Below are 22,818 nucleotides of genomic sequence, written 5' to 3'. Positions count from 1 at the left end.
AAATGTTGGCTCGCCAACACTCTTTTAGGCTACCCTACCGGGAGAGCGAAATGCAACAGCCTCCCTGGAAAGGAATTCATGGCGCGCCTCTTCAGAGGACTGCGGAACGATGACCCCAAAAAACGCTACGACGCGGTGGTGGTGGGGGCCGGCGTGGCGGGACTGGTGGGCGCCGCACTGCTGGCCGAGGCCGGACTGAGCGTCCTGCTGGTTGAGCAGCACTACATGGTGGGCGGGTATTGCAGCACCTTCCGCCGCATGGGCTACACCTTCGACGCCGGCACCCACTTCTATCCGCTGCTTGGCAATCCCGGCACCGTCACCGGCAAGCTCATGAAGGATTTGAAGGTCGACTGCCAGTGGGTGGCCATGGACCCCGTCGACCACTTCCACTTTCCCGACGGAAGCTCCTTTCAGGTTCCCGCCGACTTCGACCTCTACCTGCGCCGCCTGAAAGAGCGTTTTCCTCAGGAAGCTCACTCGTTGGACGCTTTCTTCGCCGAGGTGCGAAGGCTCTACATGTACGGACTGGTGCAGTACTTCCGCTGGCGCCAATCGCCTCATCTGAAGCATTTCCAGGAAGAGACCCTGGCCCAGGCCCTGGACCGCCACTTTCAGGACAAGCGCCTCAAACTGCTGCTCTGCGCCGACAGCGCCCACTGGGGTTCGCCCCCCACTCGCACCTCCTATGTCTTCGACTGCATGCTGCGGCTGGCCTACTTTTTGGGCAACTACTATCCGCTGGGCGGATCGCAGCGTTTTGCCGACGCGCTGGCCCTGCGGGTAGAGGAGATGGGCGGCGACATCCTCATGAGCAGCCGGGTGCGGCGCATCGAGGTGGAAGAGGGCCGCGTCACCGGCATCGAAACCGTGACCGGACGCCAACAGACCGTCCACCGGGTCAGCACCCCGCGGGTGCTCTACAACGGAGACCTGCGCCTGCTAATGGACGAGTTGCTCGATTCCCGCTGGGTCCCCGACCGGCTGGCCGACCTGGTGAGCGGACTGCGCACCAGCGTCCCCTGCTACCTGACCCACATCGGACTCAAGGGCGCCAGCCGGGAGCGCCTGCAGGCCATCCACGGTTATTATTGGGACGTGTGGGACCCCGAAACACTGGCCCGCAACGGCTTCCGTTTCAAGCTCTTCGTTCCCACCCTCTACGATCCCTCGCTGTGCAAGCCGGATCGCCACATCCTCATCGTGCAGAAGGTCATCGACGAGGACTACCGGAGCATCAGCGCGGGAGACTCGCCCCCCCGCGATTCGGTGTGGCGCCAGGGAGCTTGCCGGCAGATCCTGGAGATGAGGCGAGAGCAAGGCAACGGCCAGCCGGCCGGTCCTCCCGGCGAGAAAAGCGGATTGGCGAAAGGGCCCTGGACTCGCCGCAAGCTCGACTTCCAGAACTGGGTGTGCGGGCAACTGGAGCGGGTCTGGCCGGGCATCCACAAGCACATCGAAGTGGCATTGACGGCCACCTCGGACACCAGCTTCCGCTACACGCTCAATCAAAAGGGCGCCATGCTGGGATGGGAGATGGCTCCCGACCAACTGGCGCAGGAACGTCCGGGACTGCGCGGCCCGGTCGATGGGCTTTATTTCGCCGGACATTGGACTCAGCCCGGCGGCGGAATCACGCCCGTCATCATCTCAGCCCAGCGGGCCGTCCAGATGGCGCTGGAGGATGCCGGACGCAGTGCATCGCCGCGGCCGGGACAATCGCCGCGTCCGCGCCCCTCTCCCCAGTCCGGCGGGGAACCAGGAAGAGGATGACCGGACTTCCCATCGATACCGTCCTCATCGTGGGCCGACGCCGAACCTGCGCCGAGGTCCTCCGCGACCTCCTCGGGTCCAGGGGAATCAGCTCCCGCCTGCTCCCTCCACTCCAGGCCCAGGGCTCCCTCGCGGCCCAGCCCCCGTCAACCCTGATCCTGGTTCCCCGCCTCTCCTCAGAACTGGACTGGGAGCTTACCCCGAGCCAGGCCGTCAAGCTGGCAAGAAGAGCGTTCGAGAAAGGCGTCGAGCGACTCATCCTCATCTCCTCCACCTTCATCTACCCGCCCAGCCACCACCATCCCGGATACGTGGGCGAAGACTACAGGACTGCGCGTCCCATGCCGGGGCCCGCCCGCTGCTGGACGGAGTACGAGACCCGCGTGGTGGAGGCTTGGGCCGATCCGTCCAGGTTGTGCGTACTGCGTGCGGCCCCCCTTCTGGGCCGCGCCGGCCAAGGTCCCTTTGGCGATCTCTGCTCTTCGGGACTGGCGGTCACGCCGCTGGGCTACAATCCCGTCATGCAGTTCCTCCACCCGGAGGACTTGGCTGACGCGCTGCTCAAGGTGCTCGAGAGCCGCCGCGGAGGAACTTTCAATATCGTCCCCGGCGGAGCCATTCCCTTGCGCGACGCGCTCTCGGCAACCGGCTCCCGCCGCTTGCCCCTTCCGGTCTCCGTCCAGCGCCCCGCCCGCCGCCTGCTGTCGAGGCTGGGACTGGCCGCTCACCCGGGTTGGACGGAGTACCTGCGCCATCCCTTCATGGCCAGCGGAGATGAGGCCCGCCGCCGGCTCGGCTTTCAGCCCAGGCGCACCTCGGCCCAGACGGTGTTCGACTTGATCGGGTCGCCCCAGCCGGCTCCGAGCTACGACCGATTCGGACTCGACCTCGACTACGTAGAGGCCTACGGACGCACCCTGCTGCGCTTTCTGCACGACTTCTATTGGCGTGTCGAAGAAAGCGGATGGGAAAACGTGCCCCGCCGGGGACGCGCCGTGCTGGTGGGCGTCCATCGGGGTTTCATGCCCTTTGACGGAGTCATGCTCATGCACGGGCTGGTGCAGCAAACAGGACGCTGCCCGCGCTTTCTGGTCCATCCTTCTCTGGTCAAGTTTCCGGGGCTGGCCAATTTCATGACCAAACTGGGAGGCATCCCGGCCAATCACGCCAATGCCGACTGGGTGCTGCAGAAGGACGAGATCCTGGGCGTCTATCCGGAGGGCATCCAAGGAGCCTTCACCCCTTACCGCGACGCCTACAGCCTGGGACGCTTCGGACGCAGCGACTTCGTACGCATGGCCCTGCGCAACCAAGCTCCCATCCTGCCGGTGGTCACCGCCGGAAGCGCTGAGATTTTCCCCATCCTGGGCCGGGTCGACTGGAAGTGGTTCCGGCGTTTCACCGAGTGGCCCTACCTGCCGATCACTCCCACCTTCCCTCTGCTGCCGCTTCCCTTGCCCTCCAAGTGGCATACCCGCTTCCTGCCCCTCCAGCAGGTCCAGAAGGAATACGGCCCTTCTGCCGCCGATGACCCCACGGTCGTGCGCCGCATCAGCATCCAAGTGCGCGACCGCATGCAGGAGGAGGTGCAGCGTCTGCTCAAGGCGCGAAGGTCGATTTGGCGATGAAGGGTCCAAGTCAGATTAGGGCCCTTTGCCGGCCTCCATTCTCAGGAAAGCTGGGGAATCTTTCTTTCGTCAAAGGCCGGCAAAGAACCATCGCGGTCCATCGGCATGGAGCAACCGGGGAGCCGCAAAAGGGGGGAGGACCAACCCGCGTCAAGCCGGCCAATCATGAGCCGACAACTTGCGTTTCAATCGGTTGGACCGGCTCCACATCAGCATCTCGATGCCGGAGGCCCGATTCGCAGGACAAGCATGCAAAAACCACCGTTACGCTATCGTCACGGGAACGTATGGTCGCCAATTTTTTGCGTCACTCTTTCTCGATGTGCCCGCGATCCGGGCTTGGCAGACTCCCTTGAGACGGCTATCCTGTCGCTCTTGGAGTCGCGATGACAACTGAAAAACGCACCCAACCCCAACTGCCCGATGCCCGCAATGCCGAGATCCTGGTGCATGTGGGAGGAGAACTGCTGCCGCGCCAAGAGGCCAAGGTCTCGGTCTTCGACAGTTCGGTGCAGGGAGGCGACGCGGTGTGGGAAGGCCTGCGCGTCTACGATGGACGCATCTTTCAACTCGACGCCCACCTCGACCGCCTCTTCGACTCCGCCCGCATCATGGCCTTCACCGACTTGCCTTCGCGCGACGAAGTCAAGCAGGCCATTTTCGCCACCTTGAAGGCCAATGGGATGCGCGACGGCGCCCACATACGCCTGACCCTGACAAGAGGACGCAAAGTCACCTCGGGGATGAATCCTCATTTCAACCAGTACGGCCCCTGCCTGATCGTGCTGGCGGAATGGAAGGAACCCGTCTATGACCGTGCCGGAATCCGCCTGATCACCTCAGCGGTGCGGCGCAACACCCCTCAATGCCTCGACTCCAAGATCCACCACAACAACCTCATCAACAACATCCTGGCCAAGATCGAGGCCAACCACGCCGGCGCCGACGACGCCCTCATGCTCGACATTCAGGGCTTCGTTTCGGAGACCAATGCCACCAACGTCTTCCTGGTCAAGAAGGGGATCTTGCTCACGCCCCACGCCGACAGTTGCCTTCCCGGCATCACCCGCGGAGTCGTCATGGAGATCGCCCGCCGTGAGGAGATCCCCCTGCAGGAGCTCAATATTTCGCTGGCCGAGGTCTACCGGGCTGACGAGATGTTCACCACCGGCACCATGGGCGAGTTGAGTCCGGTCCTGGATGTCGACGGACGTCAAATCGGAGACGGATCCATAGGGCCTCTCACCCGGCGCCTCCAATCCCTCTACGCCCAGCTCACATCGACCCTTGGTGAACCCATTCCGTTTTGAGCCGCGGACCACAGAAGGGCTAGAGGCGGGAATAGGCGCTGACGGATGTCTTGTCGCCCAGGATGGCTCCGGCTCTGACGAACGCGCGTTCGCCGATTTGGCAGCCGCGGCCCAATACGGCGCCGGAAACCACGGCCTCTCTTTGGATGCGGCAGCCAGGCCAGAGCACGGAGTTGCGGATGAAGGCCCCCTCCTCGAGCCGGCAGTTGGCGCCGATCACCGAGTGCACCACGCGCACGTCCTTCTTGAGCACGCACTTCTCGTCTACCCGCGAGAACTCGTCGACCTGGCCGGACTCATGGCGGGGCTTGTGGTGGGTCCGCTGGAAAGCCGCGAAGCGGGGAGGGGCGATCTTGCCGTCCAGGAAGTCCATGTTGGATTGCAGGTAGGCAGCCGGACGGGTGATTTCCAGCCAATCCTGCCCCACGTCCAGGGCATGCATCTCGACCTTCCCCTCTTCCAGCAGAGCCGGGAAGACATCGGTTTCGAAGAAGCAGGCCCGACCCTCGGGAATCCGCCCCAGGACTTCGGGCTCAAGGATGTAGAGTCCGGCATTGATGCGGTTGGTTCGGACCTGTTTTCCCCGTGGACGCTCGACGAATCCGCTGACGCGCTTCTTGGCGTCCACCTCCACGATGCCATAGGCCTGCGGGTTGGTGACCCGGCAAGTGCCGATGGTCAGAGCCGATTTGCGCCGGGCGTGGCGCTTCAGCAACTCTTGCAGCGGACGTTCGATGAGCACGTCGCCGTTGAGAACCAGGGTGGTGCCTTCCAGAATCGTCTCGGCCAACTTGACGGCGCCGGCTGTGCCCATGGGCTGGTCTTCAACCCGATAACGGACGAGCATGCCGAAACGGCTGCCGTCCTCAAGCATGGACCGGATCTTGCGTGGAAAATAGGAGAGGCTGAGAACGACCTCGGTGACGCCCGCGTCCTTGAGGCGTTGAAGCTGGAAAAGCAACAGGGGCAGATTCCCGACCGGCAACAACGGCTTGGGAGTATGAGCGGTCAGTGGCAGCAGTTCACCGCTGTCGCCTCCGAGCAGGATCAGCGCCTTGGTCACGTTTGTCATGCTAGCACCTCGGATGAACGCCTTCAAAGGTCACAGGGACCGCCCAGCCTCCGGGCCGGGCGGGGAGCTTGCTGCCATGAGCCTCCTGCTGTGATAGGCTTTTCCCAGCCCTTGGCCGCCTTGGGCCAGGAGCTTCTCTTCTGCCACCAGCAAGCGACCTAGGAGAGGACCCTCGTGAGCGACGACAGTCTCCCATCCGACCCCCCGCCCTCCAGCGAACCTCTGGGAGCCCGTTGGCTGCGCCTTTGCCAAGGGGCCGATCAACTTGAGCACGCCGTGCTCCAATTCACGCAAGGAGGAAGTCCCCCGGACAAAGCCGCCATCTCCTATTTGGAGGCGGTCCTAGAAGACTTCCCCAAGCCTGAGGACCCCAGCCGGGACGTGCAGGCCTTGGCTGTCCACCGCCTGGCCTACTCGGTCTACGAAGCCATCGTCACTCTAGCCTGATGCGCATCATCGCCGGCAAATACAAGCGCCGCAGCCTGGCCGCCCTCAAGGCCGATATCCGGCCCACCAGCGACCGCCTCCGCGGAGCTGTCTTCGATGCCTTGGGGCCTATGGTGCACGGCGCCGTCTTCCTGGACGCCATGGCGGGCAGCGGAGCCATGGGACTGGAAGCCCTCAGCCGGGGAGCCAGCCACGTCATTTTCAATGAGCGCGACCGCCGCGTCCGCCGGCTGATCGAGCGAAACCTCTCCTTGTGCCAGGTGGAGGAGGGATACGAAATCCACTCCATGGACGTCTTCGTGATGCTGCGCGAGTTCCAGCCCCGCTTGGCACCCGACATCCTCTATTTCGACCCACCCTACCGCTTCGGCCGCTACTCCAAGCTGGTCGAAAGGCTGGCCCGGTCCGCGCTTCTCGGCCCCCGGGCGGTGGCCGTGATCGAGTCCTTAAAAAGGACCGACTTCGATCCCTCATCCAGCGGCCTGAAGCAGTTCAACCAACTGACGGCAGGCGACAGCGCGGTGCGCTTCCTGCGCCGGACTCACCCTGGGGATTGAAAGGGCGGGCGCTCAAGAAGGCGGCGGACCTCCTTTCAGGTAACGGTAGTCCTGATAGAGTCCCTTGCGGCGCAAGTGCATCCTCAAGTGGCGCAAGGCCGCCAGCAACCGCGAACGCAAGGTGGAATAGGGCAGACCGCAGCGACGGCAGATTTCACGGATGGATCGGCGGCGCGGTCCGAAATAGACTCCAAGGGCGAAACTCAGGTCAGGCGGCAGGGCCGAGCTGACGCGGCGGATCTCCTCGATGACTCTCAGGCGCAGATCTTCTTCCTCTCTTTCCAGCAGCAGCGTCAAAGGTGTGGGGACGGGATCGGGAACCTGGGCGGCGCGGATGTGCAACAGATGCCTGCAACGACGACCGCGGCGGCGGTAGTGATCGAGGCTCACGTTGACCAGCACCCGCCGCAGATAGGGAAAAGTCGGCTCGACCGGACTGCTTCTGCTCAGCAGCCGCAAGTAACTCTCCTGCATCACATCGTCGCTGCTGGAGGAATCCGCGACCATGGTTCGGACGACCTTTCGGAAAACGGCTTCGTGTTCTTGCCAAAGCTGTTCCAGCGGCATGCCTTTTCGCCATGCACTTCGCAGATCGGGGCGGTGGACACGTTATAGAGGTATGAAGAAAGGAAACCAGCGTGGACGCGCCGAGTATAGGATCGAATTTCAAGACTTGTCAAGCGGAGTTGGCGGTCCTTTAGCGGCTTCCGGCCCGGGCCGGTGCGTGCACGATTTGCGCAACGACTTCGCTTTGCTGCTGGCCGTGGTCCGGCCCCGTCTGCCCGCACTCCGCTACCGCCGCTGCCTGACTATGCAGCGGCGGGCCGACCGGGCCCTGGTCAAGGGACTCAAGCCCGGGCAGCGGCCCGCCCAGGCCGCCCTCAAAGACCTGCACGGACTTTTCACGGTGTTGGACAAAGGCGACTTCCCCCGTGCTCACTTCGACCGCATCTGTCTCCGTTACCAGGAACTCTTCCTGCCGGATCCTGGCCGAGAAGCTAGCGAAGCTGACCGAGAAAGTTCTCCACCGAGTCCTGAAGATCGTAAACCTCAGCCATGGCGATGAGGAAGTCCTCCTCCGAGCAGTCCAGGACCCGCTGGATTTCCTGGCGACAGGCTTCCTTCAGGTCGTCGGTGAGCGTGCCGTCGGCCAAATGAGCCATCAGATTGGCCACGGCGGCAACAACCTCGAATTCTTCCTCCTGCTCGCCTATCTGGACTTTCCGCAACTGCCCCAATTCATGGAAGGCGCAGGCCTTGCTGACCGTGTCGGGAAGTTGCCATCGGTCGCACAACAGCACTCCGAAGCGTTGATGGGAGGGCAGCCCAAGACGCTCTTCCGCCTGGTAGAAGAAGCATCGCCGGCCTTGACTGTACTCCGTCAGGGCGCTGTAGTGGTCGGGAAAGAACTTCATGTAGACGAGCTTGCCGATGTCGTGCAGCAGCACCGCCGTGTAGAGGCCCTCCAACTCGAGAGAGCGGAAAAAGAGCCGGGCCACGCTGCGCGAGATCAGGGCGCTGTAGAAGGAGTGGCGCCAGAAGTCCTGGAAATCGGACGGCTTGCGCGGTTCCAGCACTTTCATGACCGAGAGCGCCATCACCAACCGGTTGATTTCAGCCAGACCCAAAAAGGCCACTGCCTGATTGATCTGATCGATGCGGCGCGGAAGGGAGTAGTAGGCTGAGTTGACCAACTTGAAGACCAAGGCCACTAAGGCGGCGTCGGAAGAAAGCAGCTTGGCGATCTCCCGAGGACCGGTATCGCCCGAACTGATCTTCTCCATAATCCGGGTTGCCACCTCGGGCAGAGGAGGCAAGGCGAAGTGGTCCTTGAGAAAACGGGCCTCGTCGATCTCAATTGGCTGCAGTTGACCGTCCGTCAATTTGCTCATAAACGCCCTCTGAGGAGAGGCGGCCCACACCATACGGGTCCCCCTAAACGGCTTAAGAAAACCGAGCCCTTCTTTTCAGCATACCCCAAAGGACTGGCCGATTTGTTCAGGTAATTGAGAAAGAAGCTCTTTATCGTCCCGCTTGGCCTTCAATGGGTTTCGGGAAGGGAGTCCGAAGAACGAGGGTCGAAGAGCGGGGGCGGAGAATCCTTCCAAATATGGGCCACCTTGCCGGGCAAGGGGCGGTAGGCACGCTCGCGCAAGGCGCCGGGGACCAATACCGGCTTGCCTGAAGGCAGCAGCAAGCCCACCGAGGAGAGGAGAGTGGGGACGATATCGAGTGTGGTGTGAAGCTCGGTCAAAGTGTGCCCCCGGGCCAACCCGGTCTCGTCTCCACCCCACAACATGAAGGCCGTGCGGGTGACGATGGGCCGCAATCCGGAGTGGTTGCCTCCTGAAGTACGGGCCTTGGAATTGAAGTTCCACAATTCTTCGGCCCAGATGATGAAGTCGGGACGCATGGTGGCGTACTTGCGCTTGAGTCCCCGCAGATAGCGCTGCTTCATCTCTTGGGAGGAGAAGTGGACCAGGTATTTGCGGAAGTTCGGGTCGTCGACCATTTCGTCCACGGGATCGTTGATCAGGTCGAGGATGATGATGGGCGCAATCGAGTATTCGCTTCGATGGGTGGCGCGGCGCCACTGATCGGCGGGATGAAAGCGGCGCATCCATTCCGCTGAAACCGGCTCTCCCTGGTCGGAGTGGAGAAGCCCCAGGGGATCGAGGTCGTCAACCAGCTCGAAACGGTACCGTCCCTGGGCGTCCTGGCTGATGTGAGAGGTGGGCAGGTACATGATGCGCCCGTCCTCAGTGTCCAGCAGCAGAGCCGAACCTCCCTTGCCCGGGTGCCCCTTGGCCGTCGACATGACCCAGGCGGCGTTGCGCAGGCGCAGGCCGGACGGTGCCAGCTCTTTTTCCTGCAGCGCCGAGCGGACGCCTTCGGCCTGCAGAGGCGTCACCACCAGGTCATAGGGATTGCGGTCGCCGTTGACGGGGGCGTTGGGCGCCCGGTAGTCGCGCAGCAGCTTGAAATAGTCCATGGGCTGGGACTGCCCCTGAGGATCGACGGTGGTCGAGACCCACTTCAGGTCTTCGTCCAGACCGATGGTGTAATTGGCCAGTTGGTGAACGTTGTTGGAGAGTCCCAGATACTGTTTGGGGATGTAGTCATCGATGGCGAAGTCGCCCGCGAATACATCATCAAAGTAGAGGCCGTCCTCCCCGGCCTTGTCGAAAGTAACGGCCATCAGCCGGGAGAGGCTGTCCACCTGAGGACGCCCGCGCTTCACTTCGGAATCGAGCCGTCGGTAGATGTCGAAGGAAGTGCGGTCGGCCTTGTCGTTCAGATTGGCGGCCAAGTCGGCGGCTCCCTCCAGGTAGTCGCGCTGCAGTTGCAGGTCGGGCTGCAGCCAGCGGCGGGTTTGCTCCAGCGTCTCTCTGAAGAGGCGACGCAAGCGCTCGAACCGCTGCGGACCCGGCTTCTTCTTCAGTTCCATGAGAATGAGATGGAGGCGGTTGAGGTCGTCGTTGCGCAGGTAGGTGGCGGCGCGTCCGTTGCCGAAGGGATCGATGTAGGCGGTAACGTAGCCGTCCTCTCCGGCCGGGCCCTGGTTGTAGGGCGAGAAATCGCTTTCGTAGATGCGCGGACGGTCCATGCCTGGAATGGGCACCGAGAGGGCGCTCCAAGCCGCTTCCACCAGCAGGGTCTTGACGGTGTGTCCGCCGTACTGCCGGGTGCGGAACACCTTGGTGATGGGGAAGGAATAGCCGACTTGCCCCGGTTTGATCTCCGAGCCGTGGTCGGAAGCCAGGGCCACCACGGTGCGGTCGCGGCGCTCGCTGCGGGAAACGGCGCGGAAGATCTGTCCCACTTCAGCGTCCAGCACGGTCAGCCAGTGAATGAGGTTGACGGGATGGGGATCGACGTGCTGCTGGTGGTCCATCAGGGTGAAGAGCGGCGAGACGAAGTCGAAGCGCTCCTCTCCCTGCAGATCCTTTTCCAGGATCTTTTCGGCGGCGATCTGAGCGCTCATCTCCTGGTTGAACTCGGTGTAGTCGAGTCCGGTCACCTGCCGCGAAACGTGGGCGCGGGCGATGCCCATCACCCCTTCCCCGTCGGCAGTCAGCCATCGCTTGCCGCCTTCCAGAAGCAGTTCACGGTTGGCCGTGCGGCGGTAGATGTGAGGACCCACCCAGATCCTCATGGGGTCGTAGTAGTCGAAGATGAAGGGCAGGCCGACTTGATCAAGCCTCCAGGTGGCCGAAGTACGGGCTTCTCCGTAGGGGGCGCGCACTTTGAGGGCGTCGATGGTGTCGCGCAGCCCGTCCAGATGAGAGCGCAGGTAGCTGGTGTCACGGCTGAAAGTGCCGTGACCCTTGATAACGCTGGGATGGCCCGTCTCGATGACTCCCCAGGCCACCGCCGAGAGGGTCAGGGTGTGGGAATACATGTTGTCGAAGACGACGCCGTCCTGGTAGAAGAACTTTCGGATGTTGGGCAGGACGAACTGGCGCCCGCTCTGCTGCTGGTAGGCCTCGATGGCCTGCTTGAGGTCCTGGGCGTAAGGCAGGCGGCGCATCAGGTCTTGGCGTTCGGGCATGGCCACCGCGGCCAGCAGGTCGGGAGGCAGCCCGTCGCATTTGATCATGACCAGGCGTCCAGGCTCGGCTTGGCGGGCTGTCTGGGCCCAGCACAGGGAGGCGGCGGTCAGCAAGCAGACGGGCAGGAGTTTCAGCACGGTTTTGAGCGTCATCTTCATCTTGAGGTTCGAACCATAAGTGGGCGATCGGTCACTGGACTATTGAATCTCGGGTTGAAGGGCGCCGGCCCGCGAGGCTTCCTCTGGAGAGTCCTGCGAACTGCCGGGAGCAGCTTCCTTCCAGAGCGAGGCTTGCAGGTGGCGCTGCACACCCCGCAGGTGGTCGAGGCACAGCCGCCGTTCGGCCTGCAGCCACTCGGGCTGCTGCTGCAGATCGGCCTGGGCCAGTTCTCGTTCGGCCTCTTTCAGCAGCAGTTCCACCCTGGCTTCCTTCTTGCGGAACTTCTTGGCCGCCATGGAATTGGAGGCGATGAACCGGGGCACCTGCTGGATGAAGTCGACGGCCCGGCTCACGTGCCAGGGCGAGACGCGAGTCAGATCGCCGTCGGACTCGACCAGAGCCTCAAGGTAGCCCAGGTGCTTGCCCATCTGCTTGTTAAAGAAGTCGGCCTGCTCGCGTTGCAGTCGACGCTCCTCTTCTTGGGCACGCCGGGTGAGGCGCTCCTCCAACTGCTCGAGGTCGGCCTGCAGTTGCGTCTCGCTCAGGCCCCGGTCGGCGTAGAGGCGGCGCAGGGAATGGCGGCTGATTTCCAGCATCTGGACCATTCGGTCCCGGCCGCCGGCCCGGGCGCCGGCCAGCTTTTCGGCTTCCAGGCGGAACTCCACCAGAGCCTCCAGCGATTGATCCTCGCGTCCGCTGCGCAGCCGTCCCAGCGCGCGCAGCGACGCTTCCACCTCTTCGAGAGGAACCGAACTGACGTAGGATTCGTCCACAAAAAGCTCCAGGCGTCGGATGTGGAAGCGTTGCTCGAGATAGGTGCGGTAAGCCTGATAGTCGTCTGCCGTGAGCGGACGCGGCTTGATGTCGAAGACGTTGCGGATGCGGCGGTTGCGGATGCGGCGAGCCGCCAGCAACGCCATCTCGCCTCCCTCGGCCTGAAGAGCCCGGTAGTCGAGTTGGGCCTGCAGGCGCTTGACCCGTCCCGGCTGCACCAGCGGATTGATGGTCAGCCGCTCCACCTTCTGCAACAGCTTGTCGGCCATCTCGGGCTGAAAGTACATCTGGTTCATGAGGGAGAGGCGCAGTTCCTCGATGCCCAGGGCCAACTTGGAGTCGGAAAGCAGGGTGATGCCCTTGCGGTTGGCGGCGAAGCTGACGGCTTGGTTGGCGATCTTGTAGATGCGTCCCAGGTGCGACGCTCCCAGGGCCTCGTTGCCCAGCTTGCGCCAGTAGGTGGCCGACTCGCGCAAGCGGGGGTTGGAGGGCCGGAAGAAGTCCACCACGATGATGGGCTTAAGCGCCATATTGCTCTGGTAGACGTAGAGCGCCAAGGGAACCCGGCGCCCGTCTTGGGCCGCCTTCTGCACCTCGGGATCGATGAAGGGGTCGTAGGTCAGGTCGAAGGGATTATCGATGCCCCACTCGATAGGCGGCTCCTCAGGTGCGATCGAGGGATCGTAATAAAGGATGCCTCCCAGCGACATGGGGATGCCCGAGGGGGTGTGGCGCTGCAATTCCTCGTAGCCCAGTCCGTACTCGTTGGCGTCGCTGGCCAAGCGGCAGGAGGTCCCCCACAAGTGGTCGCGCATCTCGTTCTCGAAGCCGTGCACGAAGCTTTCCTTGGACTCGGGCAGGACCCAGCGTCCCAGCATGTGACGGTTGGAGAGCAGGCGGAACTTGATCTCCTGGATGGCGGCCGGCGAAAGAGGCTCGCGGCGAGGCGTGGTGCGGGCCACGTCGCCGTACCAGAGCAGTCCCACGTAGGTTTGCTGGAAGTTGCGGTTCTGGGCGTCAGCGCGGCGCAGCAGCATCCCCCGGTAGAAGAACTGGCCCAGGAAGGAGAAGTCGGCAAAGGAGAGCCCTTGCTTGATGCCGTTGAGAAAGAGCGAGACGTTGGAGCGCTGGTGTCCGTCGATGACCTCGTAGGTGGTGTCGGGAATGCGGATGTCGCCCTGCTGCCACTGCTGTTGAAAGTGCTCCAACTTGCGGCCCAGGTCCCTGAGCTGGCCCGAGGGAGGACGCTTGCGGGCGGTAAAGCCTGGAATCGCCGCCCGCAACCAGCTCAGGACGCCCGGAGTGTCCTGCCCCAGGTTCCAGACGGCCAGCCACTCGCCCGGATCGTTTTCGGGCGTCAGCGAACGGTCGACCAGGAAGGTCACCAGCGGACGAAACTCCCATTGGCCGTCCAGCAGGCGCTCGGTCCCTACCGTGGTGAGGACCACCTTTTCCCCTTCCATGACCGGGTAGTCGATGCGCAGGGGGAAGTCGCGCACCGCAATGCGAGCGCGGGGGCCGTGGGGATCGATTCGGTCCAGCGGATGGGCCTCGCCCCAAAAGGCCGTCTCGGGCACGTCGCCCTCGCCCTCCATAGCTTCAGCGACGGAGGGCCCTCCTCCGCCACCGCCAGCCGACAAGGCCAGGCCCAATAACTGAGAGACCAATAAAATGCTCAACAAGCGTTTCATCATCTGCATAAGCGTTCGGTTAGAGATCGTCCACGATCTGGTTGGTCAAGGACAAGGCTTGCCTTTCCTCCTCGCAGATTGTCTGCTTCAAGTCCTGGCCGGACTCGGATTGGGCGTTGATGGCTCCGGCTCCCTGCCCGTCGGGAACCCCTTGCGAGAATCCGTGAATGGCCAGCACCGAGAGGCCCACCGCCGCCCAGGACAGCCCCCGCAGACGCCTGATGACGCCCAAAGTCAAGCCATAGGCGCCCTCGCGTCCCATCAGGCGCAGGATAACCATGTTGCCGCCCTCGAAAGCGCCCAGGTTGCCTGGGATGATAAATCCTCCGAAGTTGACCACCTTGGTCAGGGCCTCGACGACAAAGGCCTCCATCAGGGTCACGTCGAGTCCCAGAAAACGCAGCACCAGATAGACTTCCACCACGCTGCAAGCGTGTCCCGTCAAGTTGAGCAGGGCCGAGGCCGCAAAATCCTTGGGCCGGCGGCGGAAGAAGCCGTAGATGGCCGATTCCAATTGCAGGGCTCCGTCCCGCTTGTGACGGGCCCAGCGGCGCAAGCGGGCGATCCGTTCCAGGAGGCGCAGGAAGCCCGAAGCAAAGGGGACTTGGCGCCGCAGCGCCAGCAGGGCCAGCGCCGCGATCAGGCCGAAGACCAGCAGCACCAGGAAGTTGTAGCGGCGGACGCCCTCCGGCAAGGCCACCACGGTAGGGGCCAGCAGAGTGCCGGAGATGATGACCAGCACTCCGGTAAAGGTGAACATGGCGCGGTCGATTACCACCGAGGAGACCCGGTGCAGGCGGGGGACGGAAGTGCGCCGCAGCATCATCGCCCGCGTGGCCTCTCCCACCACCTGTCCGGCGAAAGACATCATGGCCACGGCTTCTCCGGCCAGGCGTACGCCCACCATGGGCAGGTAGCGGGGACGGTGCTGAGCGGGGATGGTGAATCGCCAGGCCCATGTCTTTGCTAGATGCGAAAGCCCCCCTAGAGCGATCAGAATTGCCAGCCCCCATCCCACTTCGGCGATGCCCTCCCACAGGCGCCTCCAACCGGTGCTGTGGATGAGCCAGGCGAACAGCGCCAGCCCCAAAAGGGCCAGGGCGATTCGCAAGGCGGTACGTCTTCCCGGCAATCGTTCTCTCCAGAGGGATGCTGCAATCGTTTCGCCTCATGAGCAGACAGGGCAACCGCCGTCGCGGCCGCTCTCAATCGTTAGCCGTCAGTCTAACACAGCCGTCCGCGTTTTCCGCCCTGGGCGGGCGGCCGTCCCGACCCCGTTTTTTGGGGGATTCCACCCAGCCCTGTCGACGAATCTCGCCCAGCCGTCCTTTCCCGATGGCACCCGGCGTGCTTCAGTTGCCGGCAGGGAGGGCATCATGTGGATGCATTCAAGGAACCTGACAACGACTGTCCCGGCCCCTGTCTGGCTCGCCCTCTTCCTCCTTCTGCTGACGACGAGCTGCCAAGAGCCGTTTTACTTGCCCCAAGGCGACCCTGAAGCCGGACGCGAAGCATTCCAGCGCCAGGGATGCAATTACTGCCACCAGGTGGCGGGTGAGGACTTCCAGCCGTCCATTCAACCGCCTGTCCCCTTCAAGCTGGCGGATCCCCGCGCGCCCAAGTCGAGACAATACCTGGCCGAGTCGATCATCTCCCCCTCGCACCGCTTCGCACGACCGCCTCACATCCCCATCGTGACCGATCCCCCGGTGATGACCGAACGGCCCGAGTACAAGAACATCCGCCGCGAGGACGGCGAGTCGAGAATGCTCGACTACTCCGAAGTCCTGCTGGTGCGGGAATGGCTTGACTTGACCGACTACCTGGAAGAGCAGCAACGCAAGGCCGGCGGCAACTGAGCCCTTGACCGAGAGCGGCGCCACTTCGGGAACCCGCGGGCCGGAGTCCTCGTCTTGCTACAATGTAGGGCGTGAATGCCTAGCCCTCTCTCGGGAAAGGACTTATGAGTTACGACGTGATCGTCATCGGAGGCGGGCCGGCGGGAGCCACTACGGCTGCCCTGACCGCCGAAAAGGGCCATTCCACACTGCTCTTGGAACGCGATCCCCAACCCCGCTTCAAGATCGGCGAATCCCTCATGCCGGGGACCTACGGCACCTTCAAGAAGCTGGGAGTCCTCGACCAGCTCAAGCAAAGCTGTTTCCAGCGCAAGTACTCGGTGCAGTTCATCAGCCGGGACGGCCGAGCTTCCTCGCCCTTTTATTTCCGTGAGAACGACGACCACGAGCGTTCCGACACCTGGCAGGTGCTGCGCAGCGAGTTCGATCAGATGATGCTCGACAACGCCAGCCGCAAAGGGGCCGAGGTGAAGCGCGGCGTCAAAGTGCTCGACGTGCTCTTCGAAGGAAAACGGGCCGTGGGCGTGGAGGCCAAGATGGCGGACGGCGAAATCCGCGAGATCGCGGCCCGCGTCGTCGTCGACGCCAGCGGACAAAGCGCCTTCCTCAGCCGCAAGCTGGGGATACGAAGCTATGATCCCGAACTGAAGAAGGCCGCCGTCTACGCCCACTTCGAGAACGCCTACCGCGACGATGGGCGCGACGAGGGAGCCACTCTGGTGGTCCACACCGAAGAAGAAGATTCCTGGTTCTGGTACATCCCGCTCCACGAAAACGTGGTCAGCGTGGGCGTGGTCGGAGACCTCGACTACTTGATCAAGAGCCGCGACAACGACATGGAGGCGGTCTTTCAAGAGGAACTGGACCGCTGCGACTTCGTCAAAGAGCGCCTCAAAGACGCCAAGCAGCTCTTCCCCGCTCAGGCCACCAAAGAGTTCTCTTACCGTTCCCAACAGATGGCCGGGGACGGATGGGTGCTGGTGGGCGACGCCTACGGCTTCCTCGATCCGATTTATTCCTCGGGAGTGTTTCTGGCTCTCAAGTCGGGAGAATGCGCCGCCGACGCCATCCACCGTGCGCTCGAGTCCGGCGACCTGTCAGGCCAACGGCTGGGCGATTTCGGCGATGAATTCAAGCGAGCCATGGACGCCGTCAAAAAGCTGGTCTTCGCCTTCTACACCAAGGACTTCAGCTTCGCCAAGTTCCTGCGCGAGTATCCCCACAACCGCCAGCCCTTGGTCGACCTCCTGGTGGGCAACATCTACGGCAAGGACTTCAGCAACTTCTTTCGAGATCTCTCCACCATGTGTCCCTTGCCCGAAACCGCTCCTGAAGAGCGCCAAGCGGCCCCCTCAGCCCAGGTCTCATAAAATGAAATGCTTTTCGAAAGATCCTTGTAAGGACTTTTCAGTCCTCTGCCGCTAGGCTGTCCTCATGACCGCCGATTGACGGCGGAAGGCGGATCAAGCACTGCCGTCCCTAGCGAGATCTCCCACCTGCGGTGCCGATCCGCCTTTTTTGCCTCTCTCCTCTGCACGCCTAAGCGATGAGGTCGCGGCGCATGATGGGGCGGGTGGGGGAGCGGCGGGCTACCTCGCGGAAACCGGCCGACTCGAAGGCTCTCGGAATCCCCGTCCAGGCAAAGGCGTCGGGGATGGGCTTGCCGCTCTTGGGCTCCACCGGATATCCCTCCAGCAGCCTGGCGCCCTGGCCGCGGGCGTACTCGCAGGCGGCCCGCAGCATTTGAGTCGAAAGGCCCTGCCGGCGCTGAGGACGTTCGATGAACAGGCAGGAGACCGACCAGCAAGGCTGATCGTCGACCGGCTTGAGAATGCGCGAGCGGGCCAAGGACGAATAGGCTTCACGGGGAGCCAGCGCGCACCAGGCCACCGGGCGTCCTCCCAGGTAGCCGAGGAGGCCGGGAACCGTCCCCGACTCGACCAAGTCCTTCATGGCCGCGCGGTTTCCCTCGCCCTTTTGCGCCTGGAACTGCTTGCGCGTGAGCCGCCAGTACATGCACCAACAGCCCCCGCAGGCACCCCTCTCGCCGAACAATTGCTCGAAATCCATCCATCGTCGGGGTGTCAAAAGCCGGATCTCGAGGGGATCACTCATAAGCCTTGGCTCTCCAAAAGCTCCAGCAAGTCCGGCATCAGGCCGTGGCCGGCTCGGCTGGTTCCAACTCGGCGCCGGAGTGTGCCACCTTACGGCGCAGCAGATCGGTCAGATGGGTCAAGGGAAGATCATCGCGGCGGCTGCGCAAAACGGCCGCCGACCAGGTGCGGTAGATGCCTCCGCGGCCCAGGCGGATAGCGCGCAAGTGGCCGCCTTCCAGCTTGGGAGAGAGGACCCAGCCGGCCAACACCGTGATTCCCAGGCCCGCCCGGACGGCTTCAACGACCGCCTCGGTCAGGCGCAACTGGGAGACCTGCCGCGGCTGCACGCCCGCCGGAGTCAACATCTTGCGGAAGATCAGGCTGCCCTCGGGGTCGCTGTGCAGGATGAGGTGGCGGTCGGCGAAATCCTGGGCGGTGAGAAACTCCTTCTCTCCCAGCGGATCCCCCTTGGGGACCACCGCCAGGATCTCGTCCCGAAAAAGCGGTATTTCGCAGATGTCGTTCCGGCCCACCGGTTGGTGGACGATGGCCAGGTCGACCTCCTCATTCAAGAGGGCCTCGATGGCCCCGTCGGTGGCCTCCGGGACGATGCGCAGCTCGTATCCGGGGACGTCCTCCATGAAGTCCTGCATGACGGCGGGAAGCCAGGCATAGCAGGTGTAGCACTGGGTGCACAGGCGCAGAATCCCTTCCCCGGAAATCTTGGAAGAACGCAGCAGATCCTGCTCGGCCTGGCGGATCTGTTCCAGCACCGGTCCGGCCAGCTTGAGCACCCGACGCCCATGAACGGTAGGCCGCATCTTGCCCTTGCCCCGCTGAAACAGCGACAAATCGAGACGGTCCTCCAAATCGCGCAGGGCGTGGCTGACGGCGGACTGGGTCAGGTTGAGCCGCCGGGCCGCCGCGCTGACCGTCCCCTCGCGGCTAATGGCTTCCACCATGCGCAGGTGTCGCACTTCCAGAATCATCGCCGTTCAGAGTATGAACGTTGCTCATGATTGTCAAGAAATAAATGAGCTTCTCTTTTAGCCTGGAGGCGCTTATGCTCTTCTTATGTTGAACGGCATTAGCAGCGACCTGAGGGCTTCACTGCGCAGTTTGGGCCAGTCTCCAAGCTTTACCGTCTTCGCCGGCCTTTGCCTGGCATTGGGGATCGGGGCGGCGGCCAGTGTCTTCACGGTTTTTGACGCTTTCGTGCTGCGTCCGCTGCCATTCGAGCGTCCCGAGCGGCTGGCCGGCATCTGGCTGACCATCGAGTCGTCGGACCTGCAGTACTTCCTCAAAGGAACCTATCTGGAGGAGTTGGAACGGCAAGCCACTCAACTCGAGGTGGCGGCGGCCCAGCCCCTGGATCTCAACGTCAGCCGCGGCGGCGGCGAGATGGTCCGTGTCGAGGGAGCCTATGCCAGCGCTCCCTTCTTTCGGGTGTTGGGAGTGCGGCCGCTGCGGGGACGCTTTTTCACGGTCGAGGAGGAAGAGCGCGAAGCCAGCGTGTGCCTGATTTCCGAGGAGCTGTGGCGAGGCCAGTGGGGAGGAGAGGAAGACATGGTGGGACGCAGCCTGCTCCTGAGCGGACGCGAGTACGAGGTGGCCGGCATCGTCCCCGCCAATCGCGCCTATCCCAGCGGGACCGACATCTACATCCCCATGACCCGCCAAGTGCGCCAGGGACGCCTGGGAATGTTCGGCATCGGACGCTTGAAGCCGGGCGTAACCTATCAGCAGGCCCGCCAGGAGCTGCAAGCCGTAGCCCGCTACATGCGCGAAAAGGATCCCCAGGCCAACCGCGAGCGAGGGATTGATCTGGAGCCGCTTAACACCAACCTCAGCAGCAATGTCCGTCCCACTCTTTACGCGCTGCTGGCTGGGGTGGGGTTCCTGCTGGCCATCGCCTGCGCCAACGTAGCCAGCCTGGTGCTGGTGCGCGTGCGCCGCCAGCGGCCTGAAATCGCGCTGCGGACGGCGCTGGGGGCTTCGCGCGCCCGCGTCCTGCGCCGCATGTTGTTGGAGAACGGCGTCCTCACGCTGGCCGCGGGCGCGGTGGGCGTGGCGCTGGCCTATGCCTCGGTTCCGCTGGCCATGACTCTCAGTCCGGTTCCGCTCCCCGATTTCAAGTCGGTCAGCGTGGATCTCCGTGTGCTGGCCTTTTCGGGAGCCGTGACCGTCCTGTCCCTGCTGCTTTCCTCCCTGGTCCCCGCTCTTTCGGCTGCTTCCCGCAACGCCGCCGACTCGCTGCGCCAAGCGGACCGGGGCAGTTCGGGCGGACTGCGCCGCCGCCACAAGCTTCTGCTCACCCTGGACGGCGCACTGGCCCTGCTGCTGATCACGGGGGCGGGAATGACGGCCCGCAACTTCGCGGCCCTGCAAAGCACTTGGCCCGGGTTCGATCCCGCCAACCTGGTGCAGATGCGAGTCACCGCCTCGGACGCCTGGGCCGGCACCCACCAGGGACGGGCCGACTTCATAGTACAGGTCGAGGAGAGCCTTGCTGCGCTCCCCTCGGTGGAAGACGCCGGAGCCACCCACGCAACCCCTTTCACCGATGCTCAGTACTGGATGTCCTTCGTGCTCCGCGACCAGCCTCCCGAAAGGGAAGGCGAGGGCGAACTGGCCATTTTCTACATCGTCACTCCAGGCTATTTCAAGACCCTGGGACTGCCTCTGGTGCAGGGACGCCCCATCCAAGCCTCCGACCGCCAGGACTCCATGGCGGCGGTGGTGGTCTCGCAATCGCTGGCCCAGCGCTACTGGCCGGGGGAAAGCGCCCTGGGCAAACAGATCAAGCCCCTGCGGGCGGCGGATGACAGTTGGTGGACGGTGGTGGGCGTGGTGGCCGACCAGCGCGACCGCGGACTGGGCGAGCCTGAAGGGCCTTCCTTCTTCGTCCCCCACCGACAGTTCGAGCGCAGCTACGCCGCCAGCATGAATCAGCTGCTGCGCCTGCGCCCGGGGGCCACAGGCGCCATCGGCGAGTCGGCACGCAAGGCCGTCCGCTCAGTCGACCCCCAGGCCGTGATCTACGAGATGCAGAGCATGGAAGAGATCCTCGACGAATCTCTCTCGCGGGAACGCTTCAGCGCCGTCCTCTCGGCCCTTTTCGCCGCTCTGGCCCTGATCCTGGCCGCTGCGGGGGTGTACGGGGTGGTTTCCTATGGAGTCGTTCAGCGCCGCCCGGAAATGGGCATTCGGCTGACCTTCGGCGCTCGGGCCTCCGACCTGCGCCGGATGGTGGTCAAAGACGCCATGCTCCCTCTGCTGCTGGGCCTGGGACTGGGGGCCGCCGGCGCCCTCTTGCTGGCGGGCTTGCTGGAGGAGCAACTGCAAGCCGTTCAACCCCACGATCCGCTGACCCTGATGTGGGCCGCAGCGGTCCTGGCCGCCGTGTCGCTGCTTGCCAGCTACCTCCCCGCCCGGCGCGCCTCCCGGCTTGACCCTGTGCGGACGTTGAGGTCGTGAATCCGGCAATGGCTCCGGACCTTTCACCTGAATTGGAGCTTCCGTTGTGCGGGGTGTCGACGTTATGCTGGTGACATGCGTCAACTCCCTTTTTCGGTCTCGGCGTTGTTGTTGATGGTGCAGCCATGGCTGCTGCCGGCGACTCCTGCAGCACTGTCGCAAGAAGCTGCCTGGAAAGACCTCGAGCCCATCCAAATCAGCGCCAGCGCCATGCTTTTCGATGCCCTGGCGGCGGGCCCTGAAGAGGGCGAGTTGGTGCTCTTGCTGCACGGCTTTCCCCAAACCTCGTACAGCTTGCGGCACCAGGTCAGGGCCTTGGGCGAGGCCGGCTACCGGGCCGTGGCCCCCGATCAGCGCGGCTATTCGCCCGGAGCCAGACCCAGTCAAGTCGCTGACTACGGCATGTTCAAGGTGGTTTCCGACGCTATGGCCATGGCCGACAAACTGGGACGAGACCGGTTCCACCTGGTGGGACACGATTGGGGCGGAGCCGTGGCCTGGGCGGCGGCCACCCAGTTTCCCAACCGCATCAAGTCCCTGACGGTCCTCTCTACGCCCCACTTCGCGGCCATGCAGGCCGCCCTGGCGCAACCCGATTCTGAGCAGGCCCAGAGATCGTCCTATTTCAAGGTCTTCGGGGCCGAAGGCGCGGAGGAGCGGTTCCTGGCCGACGATGCCGCCTTCCTGCGCAGCCTCTTCCAGAGCGGGGGACTCAGCCCCCAGGACGTGCAGGTCTATGTGGAGGCGCTGGGGACGCCCGAGGCCATGCGGGCGGCCCTCAACTGGTATTCAGCTCTCAATCTCAGCCAATCGCCTGGGCCGTCCTCATCAGGTCAAAGCGCGCCCTCCGTTCCGCCCGTGCGGGTACCGACCCTCTATATCTTCGGCAGCCAGGACGGCGCCTTCAGCCGAGACACGGCCGAGGCCACGCGAGACTACGTGGAGGGTCCTTACCAGTTCGAGGTGCTGGAGGGGATCAGTCACTGGGTTCCCGAGCAGGCGGCAAAGCAAGTCAACGAGCTTCTGCTCAAGCACATTCAGCGCAACGCCGATCATGAGGGACATTAACCTGTTATGATTCCGGCCGAGCCGTCGGCACGAGCACCCGTGAGACGCTGGTATCCGTTCTCCAAACTGGGTATGTTCAATGACAGCGAACACCTTCTTGGGACGGCGGACTTTTTTTCTTCTAACTTGCCTTCTGAGCCTGATTCTCGTTGACGGGGCCTCCCTGGCACAAGCCTCTCGGTGGACGACCTGGACCGTTGACGACGGCCTGCCGAAAACGAGGTGCGGACCGTGTTCCAGGACGGGCAGGGGCGCCTTTGGTTCGGCACCCGCAACCAGGGCGTAGCTCTGCTTGAAGGCTCTTCCTGGACCTACTTCAAAAGCCAGGACGGCCTGGTTGCCAATGGAGTGCTG

Annotated in this window: 17 protein-coding genes; 9 read left to right on the top strand and 8 right to left on the bottom strand. The window is 63.6% G+C overall.

Annotated features, from left to right (window positions below; genetic code table 11):
- The first annotated feature begins 78 nt into the window (after window positions 1-78).
- The 3 genes from VLU25_10460 to ilvE all read left to right on the top strand — a co-directional run bounded on the left by VLU25_10460 (window position 79) and on the right by ilvE (window position 4,711).
- The gene (locus VLU25_10460) at window positions 79-1,773 is read left to right on the top strand and encodes an NAD(P)/FAD-dependent oxidoreductase (GenBank protein HSR68354.1); all 1,695 of its coding nucleotides are present in this window, start codon (window positions 79-81) and stop codon (window positions 1,771-1,773) included.
- A complete protein-coding gene (locus tag VLU25_10455; GenBank protein ID HSR68353.1) occupies window positions 1,770-3,401 on the top strand; it encodes a 1-acyl-sn-glycerol-3-phosphate acyltransferase in 1,632 nt (543 codons plus the stop codon). Before VLU25_10460 ends, VLU25_10455 begins: the two co-directional genes overlap by 4 nt.
- A 386-nt stretch (window positions 3,402-3,787) precedes the next feature.
- Window positions 3,788-4,711 (top strand): branched-chain-amino-acid transaminase, encoded by a 924-nt coding sequence (ilvE, locus tag VLU25_10450; GenBank protein HSR68352.1) that lies wholly within the window; start codon window positions 3,788-3,790, stop codon window positions 4,709-4,711.
- A gap of 19 nt (window positions 4,712-4,730) precedes the next feature.
- On the opposite strand, the gene VLU25_10445 is transcribed toward ilvE, so the two are convergent.
- A complete protein-coding gene (locus VLU25_10445; protein HSR68351.1) occupies window positions 4,731-5,783 on the bottom strand; it encodes an NDP-sugar synthase in 1,053 nt (350 codons plus the stop codon).
- Between the two features lie 174 nt (window positions 5,784-5,957).
- Between VLU25_10445 and VLU25_10440 the strand changes: the two genes are divergently transcribed.
- Window positions 5,958-6,230: a hypothetical protein gene (locus VLU25_10440; protein ID HSR68350.1), complete on the top strand. Its 273-nt coding sequence runs from the start codon at window positions 5,958-5,960 to the stop codon at window positions 6,228-6,230.
- Window positions 6,230-6,787 carry a 16S rRNA (guanine(966)-N(2))-methyltransferase RsmD gene (rsmD, locus tag VLU25_10435; protein ID HSR68349.1) on the top strand — a complete coding sequence of 186 codons (558 nt, stop codon included), beginning with the start codon at window positions 6,230-6,232 and terminating at the stop codon, window positions 6,785-6,787. The genes VLU25_10440 and rsmD overlap by 1 nt, the downstream gene beginning before the upstream one ends.
- A gap of 12 nt (window positions 6,788-6,799) precedes the next feature.
- On the opposite strand, the gene VLU25_10430 is transcribed toward rsmD, so the two are convergent.
- The 5 genes from VLU25_10430 to VLU25_10410 form a co-directional block, all read right to left on the bottom strand.
- Entirely contained in the window at window positions 6,800-7,354 is a 555-nt protein-coding gene (locus VLU25_10430; protein HSR68348.1) for an RNA polymerase sigma factor, read from the bottom strand.
- 431 nt (window positions 7,355-7,785) lie between these two features.
- Window positions 7,786-8,679 carry an HDOD domain-containing protein gene (locus VLU25_10425; protein HSR68347.1) on the bottom strand — a complete coding sequence of 298 codons (894 nt, stop codon included), beginning with the start codon at window positions 8,677-8,679 and terminating at the stop codon, window positions 7,786-7,788.
- 149 nt (window positions 8,680-8,828) lie between these two features.
- Window positions 8,829-11,492, bottom strand: a complete 2,664-nt coding sequence (locus VLU25_10420) for a hypothetical protein (protein ID HSR68346.1) — start codon at window positions 11,490-11,492, stop codon at window positions 8,829-8,831.
- Between the two features lie 45 nt (window positions 11,493-11,537).
- Window positions 11,538-13,952 (bottom strand): hypothetical protein, encoded by a 2,415-nt coding sequence (locus VLU25_10415; protein HSR68345.1) that lies wholly within the window; start codon window positions 13,950-13,952, stop codon window positions 11,538-11,540.
- A gap of 31 nt (window positions 13,953-13,983) precedes the next feature.
- Entirely contained in the window at window positions 13,984-15,075 is a 1,092-nt protein-coding gene (locus VLU25_10410) for a lysylphosphatidylglycerol synthase domain-containing protein (protein HSR68344.1), read from the bottom strand.
- A gap of 367 nt (window positions 15,076-15,442) precedes the next feature.
- On the opposite strand from VLU25_10410, the gene VLU25_10405 reads away from it, so the two are divergent.
- Window positions 15,443-15,823, top strand: coding sequence for a hypothetical protein (locus VLU25_10405; protein ID HSR68343.1), 381 nt, complete (start codon window positions 15,443-15,445; stop codon window positions 15,821-15,823).
- A gap of 104 nt (window positions 15,824-15,927) precedes the next feature.
- Entirely contained in the window at window positions 15,928-17,193 is a 1,266-nt protein-coding gene (locus VLU25_10400; GenBank protein ID HSR68342.1) for an NAD(P)/FAD-dependent oxidoreductase, read from the top strand.
- Window positions 17,194-17,362: 169 nt separating this feature from the next.
- On the opposite strand, the gene VLU25_10395 is transcribed toward VLU25_10400, so the two are convergent.
- On the bottom strand, window positions 17,363-17,938 hold the full coding sequence (locus VLU25_10395; GenBank protein HSR68341.1) for a GNAT family N-acetyltransferase: 576 nt from the start codon (window positions 17,936-17,938) through the stop codon (window positions 17,363-17,365).
- A gap of 37 nt (window positions 17,939-17,975) precedes the next feature.
- Window positions 17,976-18,908, bottom strand: coding sequence for a LysR family transcriptional regulator (locus tag VLU25_10390; protein ID HSR68340.1), 933 nt, complete (start codon window positions 18,906-18,908; stop codon window positions 17,976-17,978).
- Window positions 18,909-18,993: 85 nt separating this feature from the next.
- Here VLU25_10390 and VLU25_10385 point away from each other — a divergent pair, with 85 nt between their 5' ends.
- Together VLU25_10385 and VLU25_10380 are read left to right on the top strand one after the other, a co-directional pair.
- Window positions 18,994-21,396 carry an ADOP family duplicated permease gene (locus VLU25_10385; protein HSR68339.1) on the top strand — a complete coding sequence of 801 codons (2,403 nt, stop codon included), beginning with the start codon at window positions 18,994-18,996 and terminating at the stop codon, window positions 21,394-21,396.
- 75 nt (window positions 21,397-21,471) lie between these two features.
- Window positions 21,472-22,464 (top strand): alpha/beta hydrolase, encoded by a 993-nt coding sequence (locus tag VLU25_10380; GenBank protein HSR68338.1) that lies wholly within the window; start codon window positions 21,472-21,474, stop codon window positions 22,462-22,464.
- The last annotated feature ends 354 nt before the right edge of the window (window positions 22,465-22,818 follow it).

The organism is Acidobacteriota bacterium, assembly GCA_035471785.1.
In the GTDB taxonomy this organism is placed as follows: domain Bacteria; phylum Acidobacteriota; class UBA6911; order RPQK01; family DATIPO01; genus JANQFM01.
Note: the sequence above shows the minus strand (reverse complement) of the source record. Positions and strands in the feature narration are given on the sequence as shown.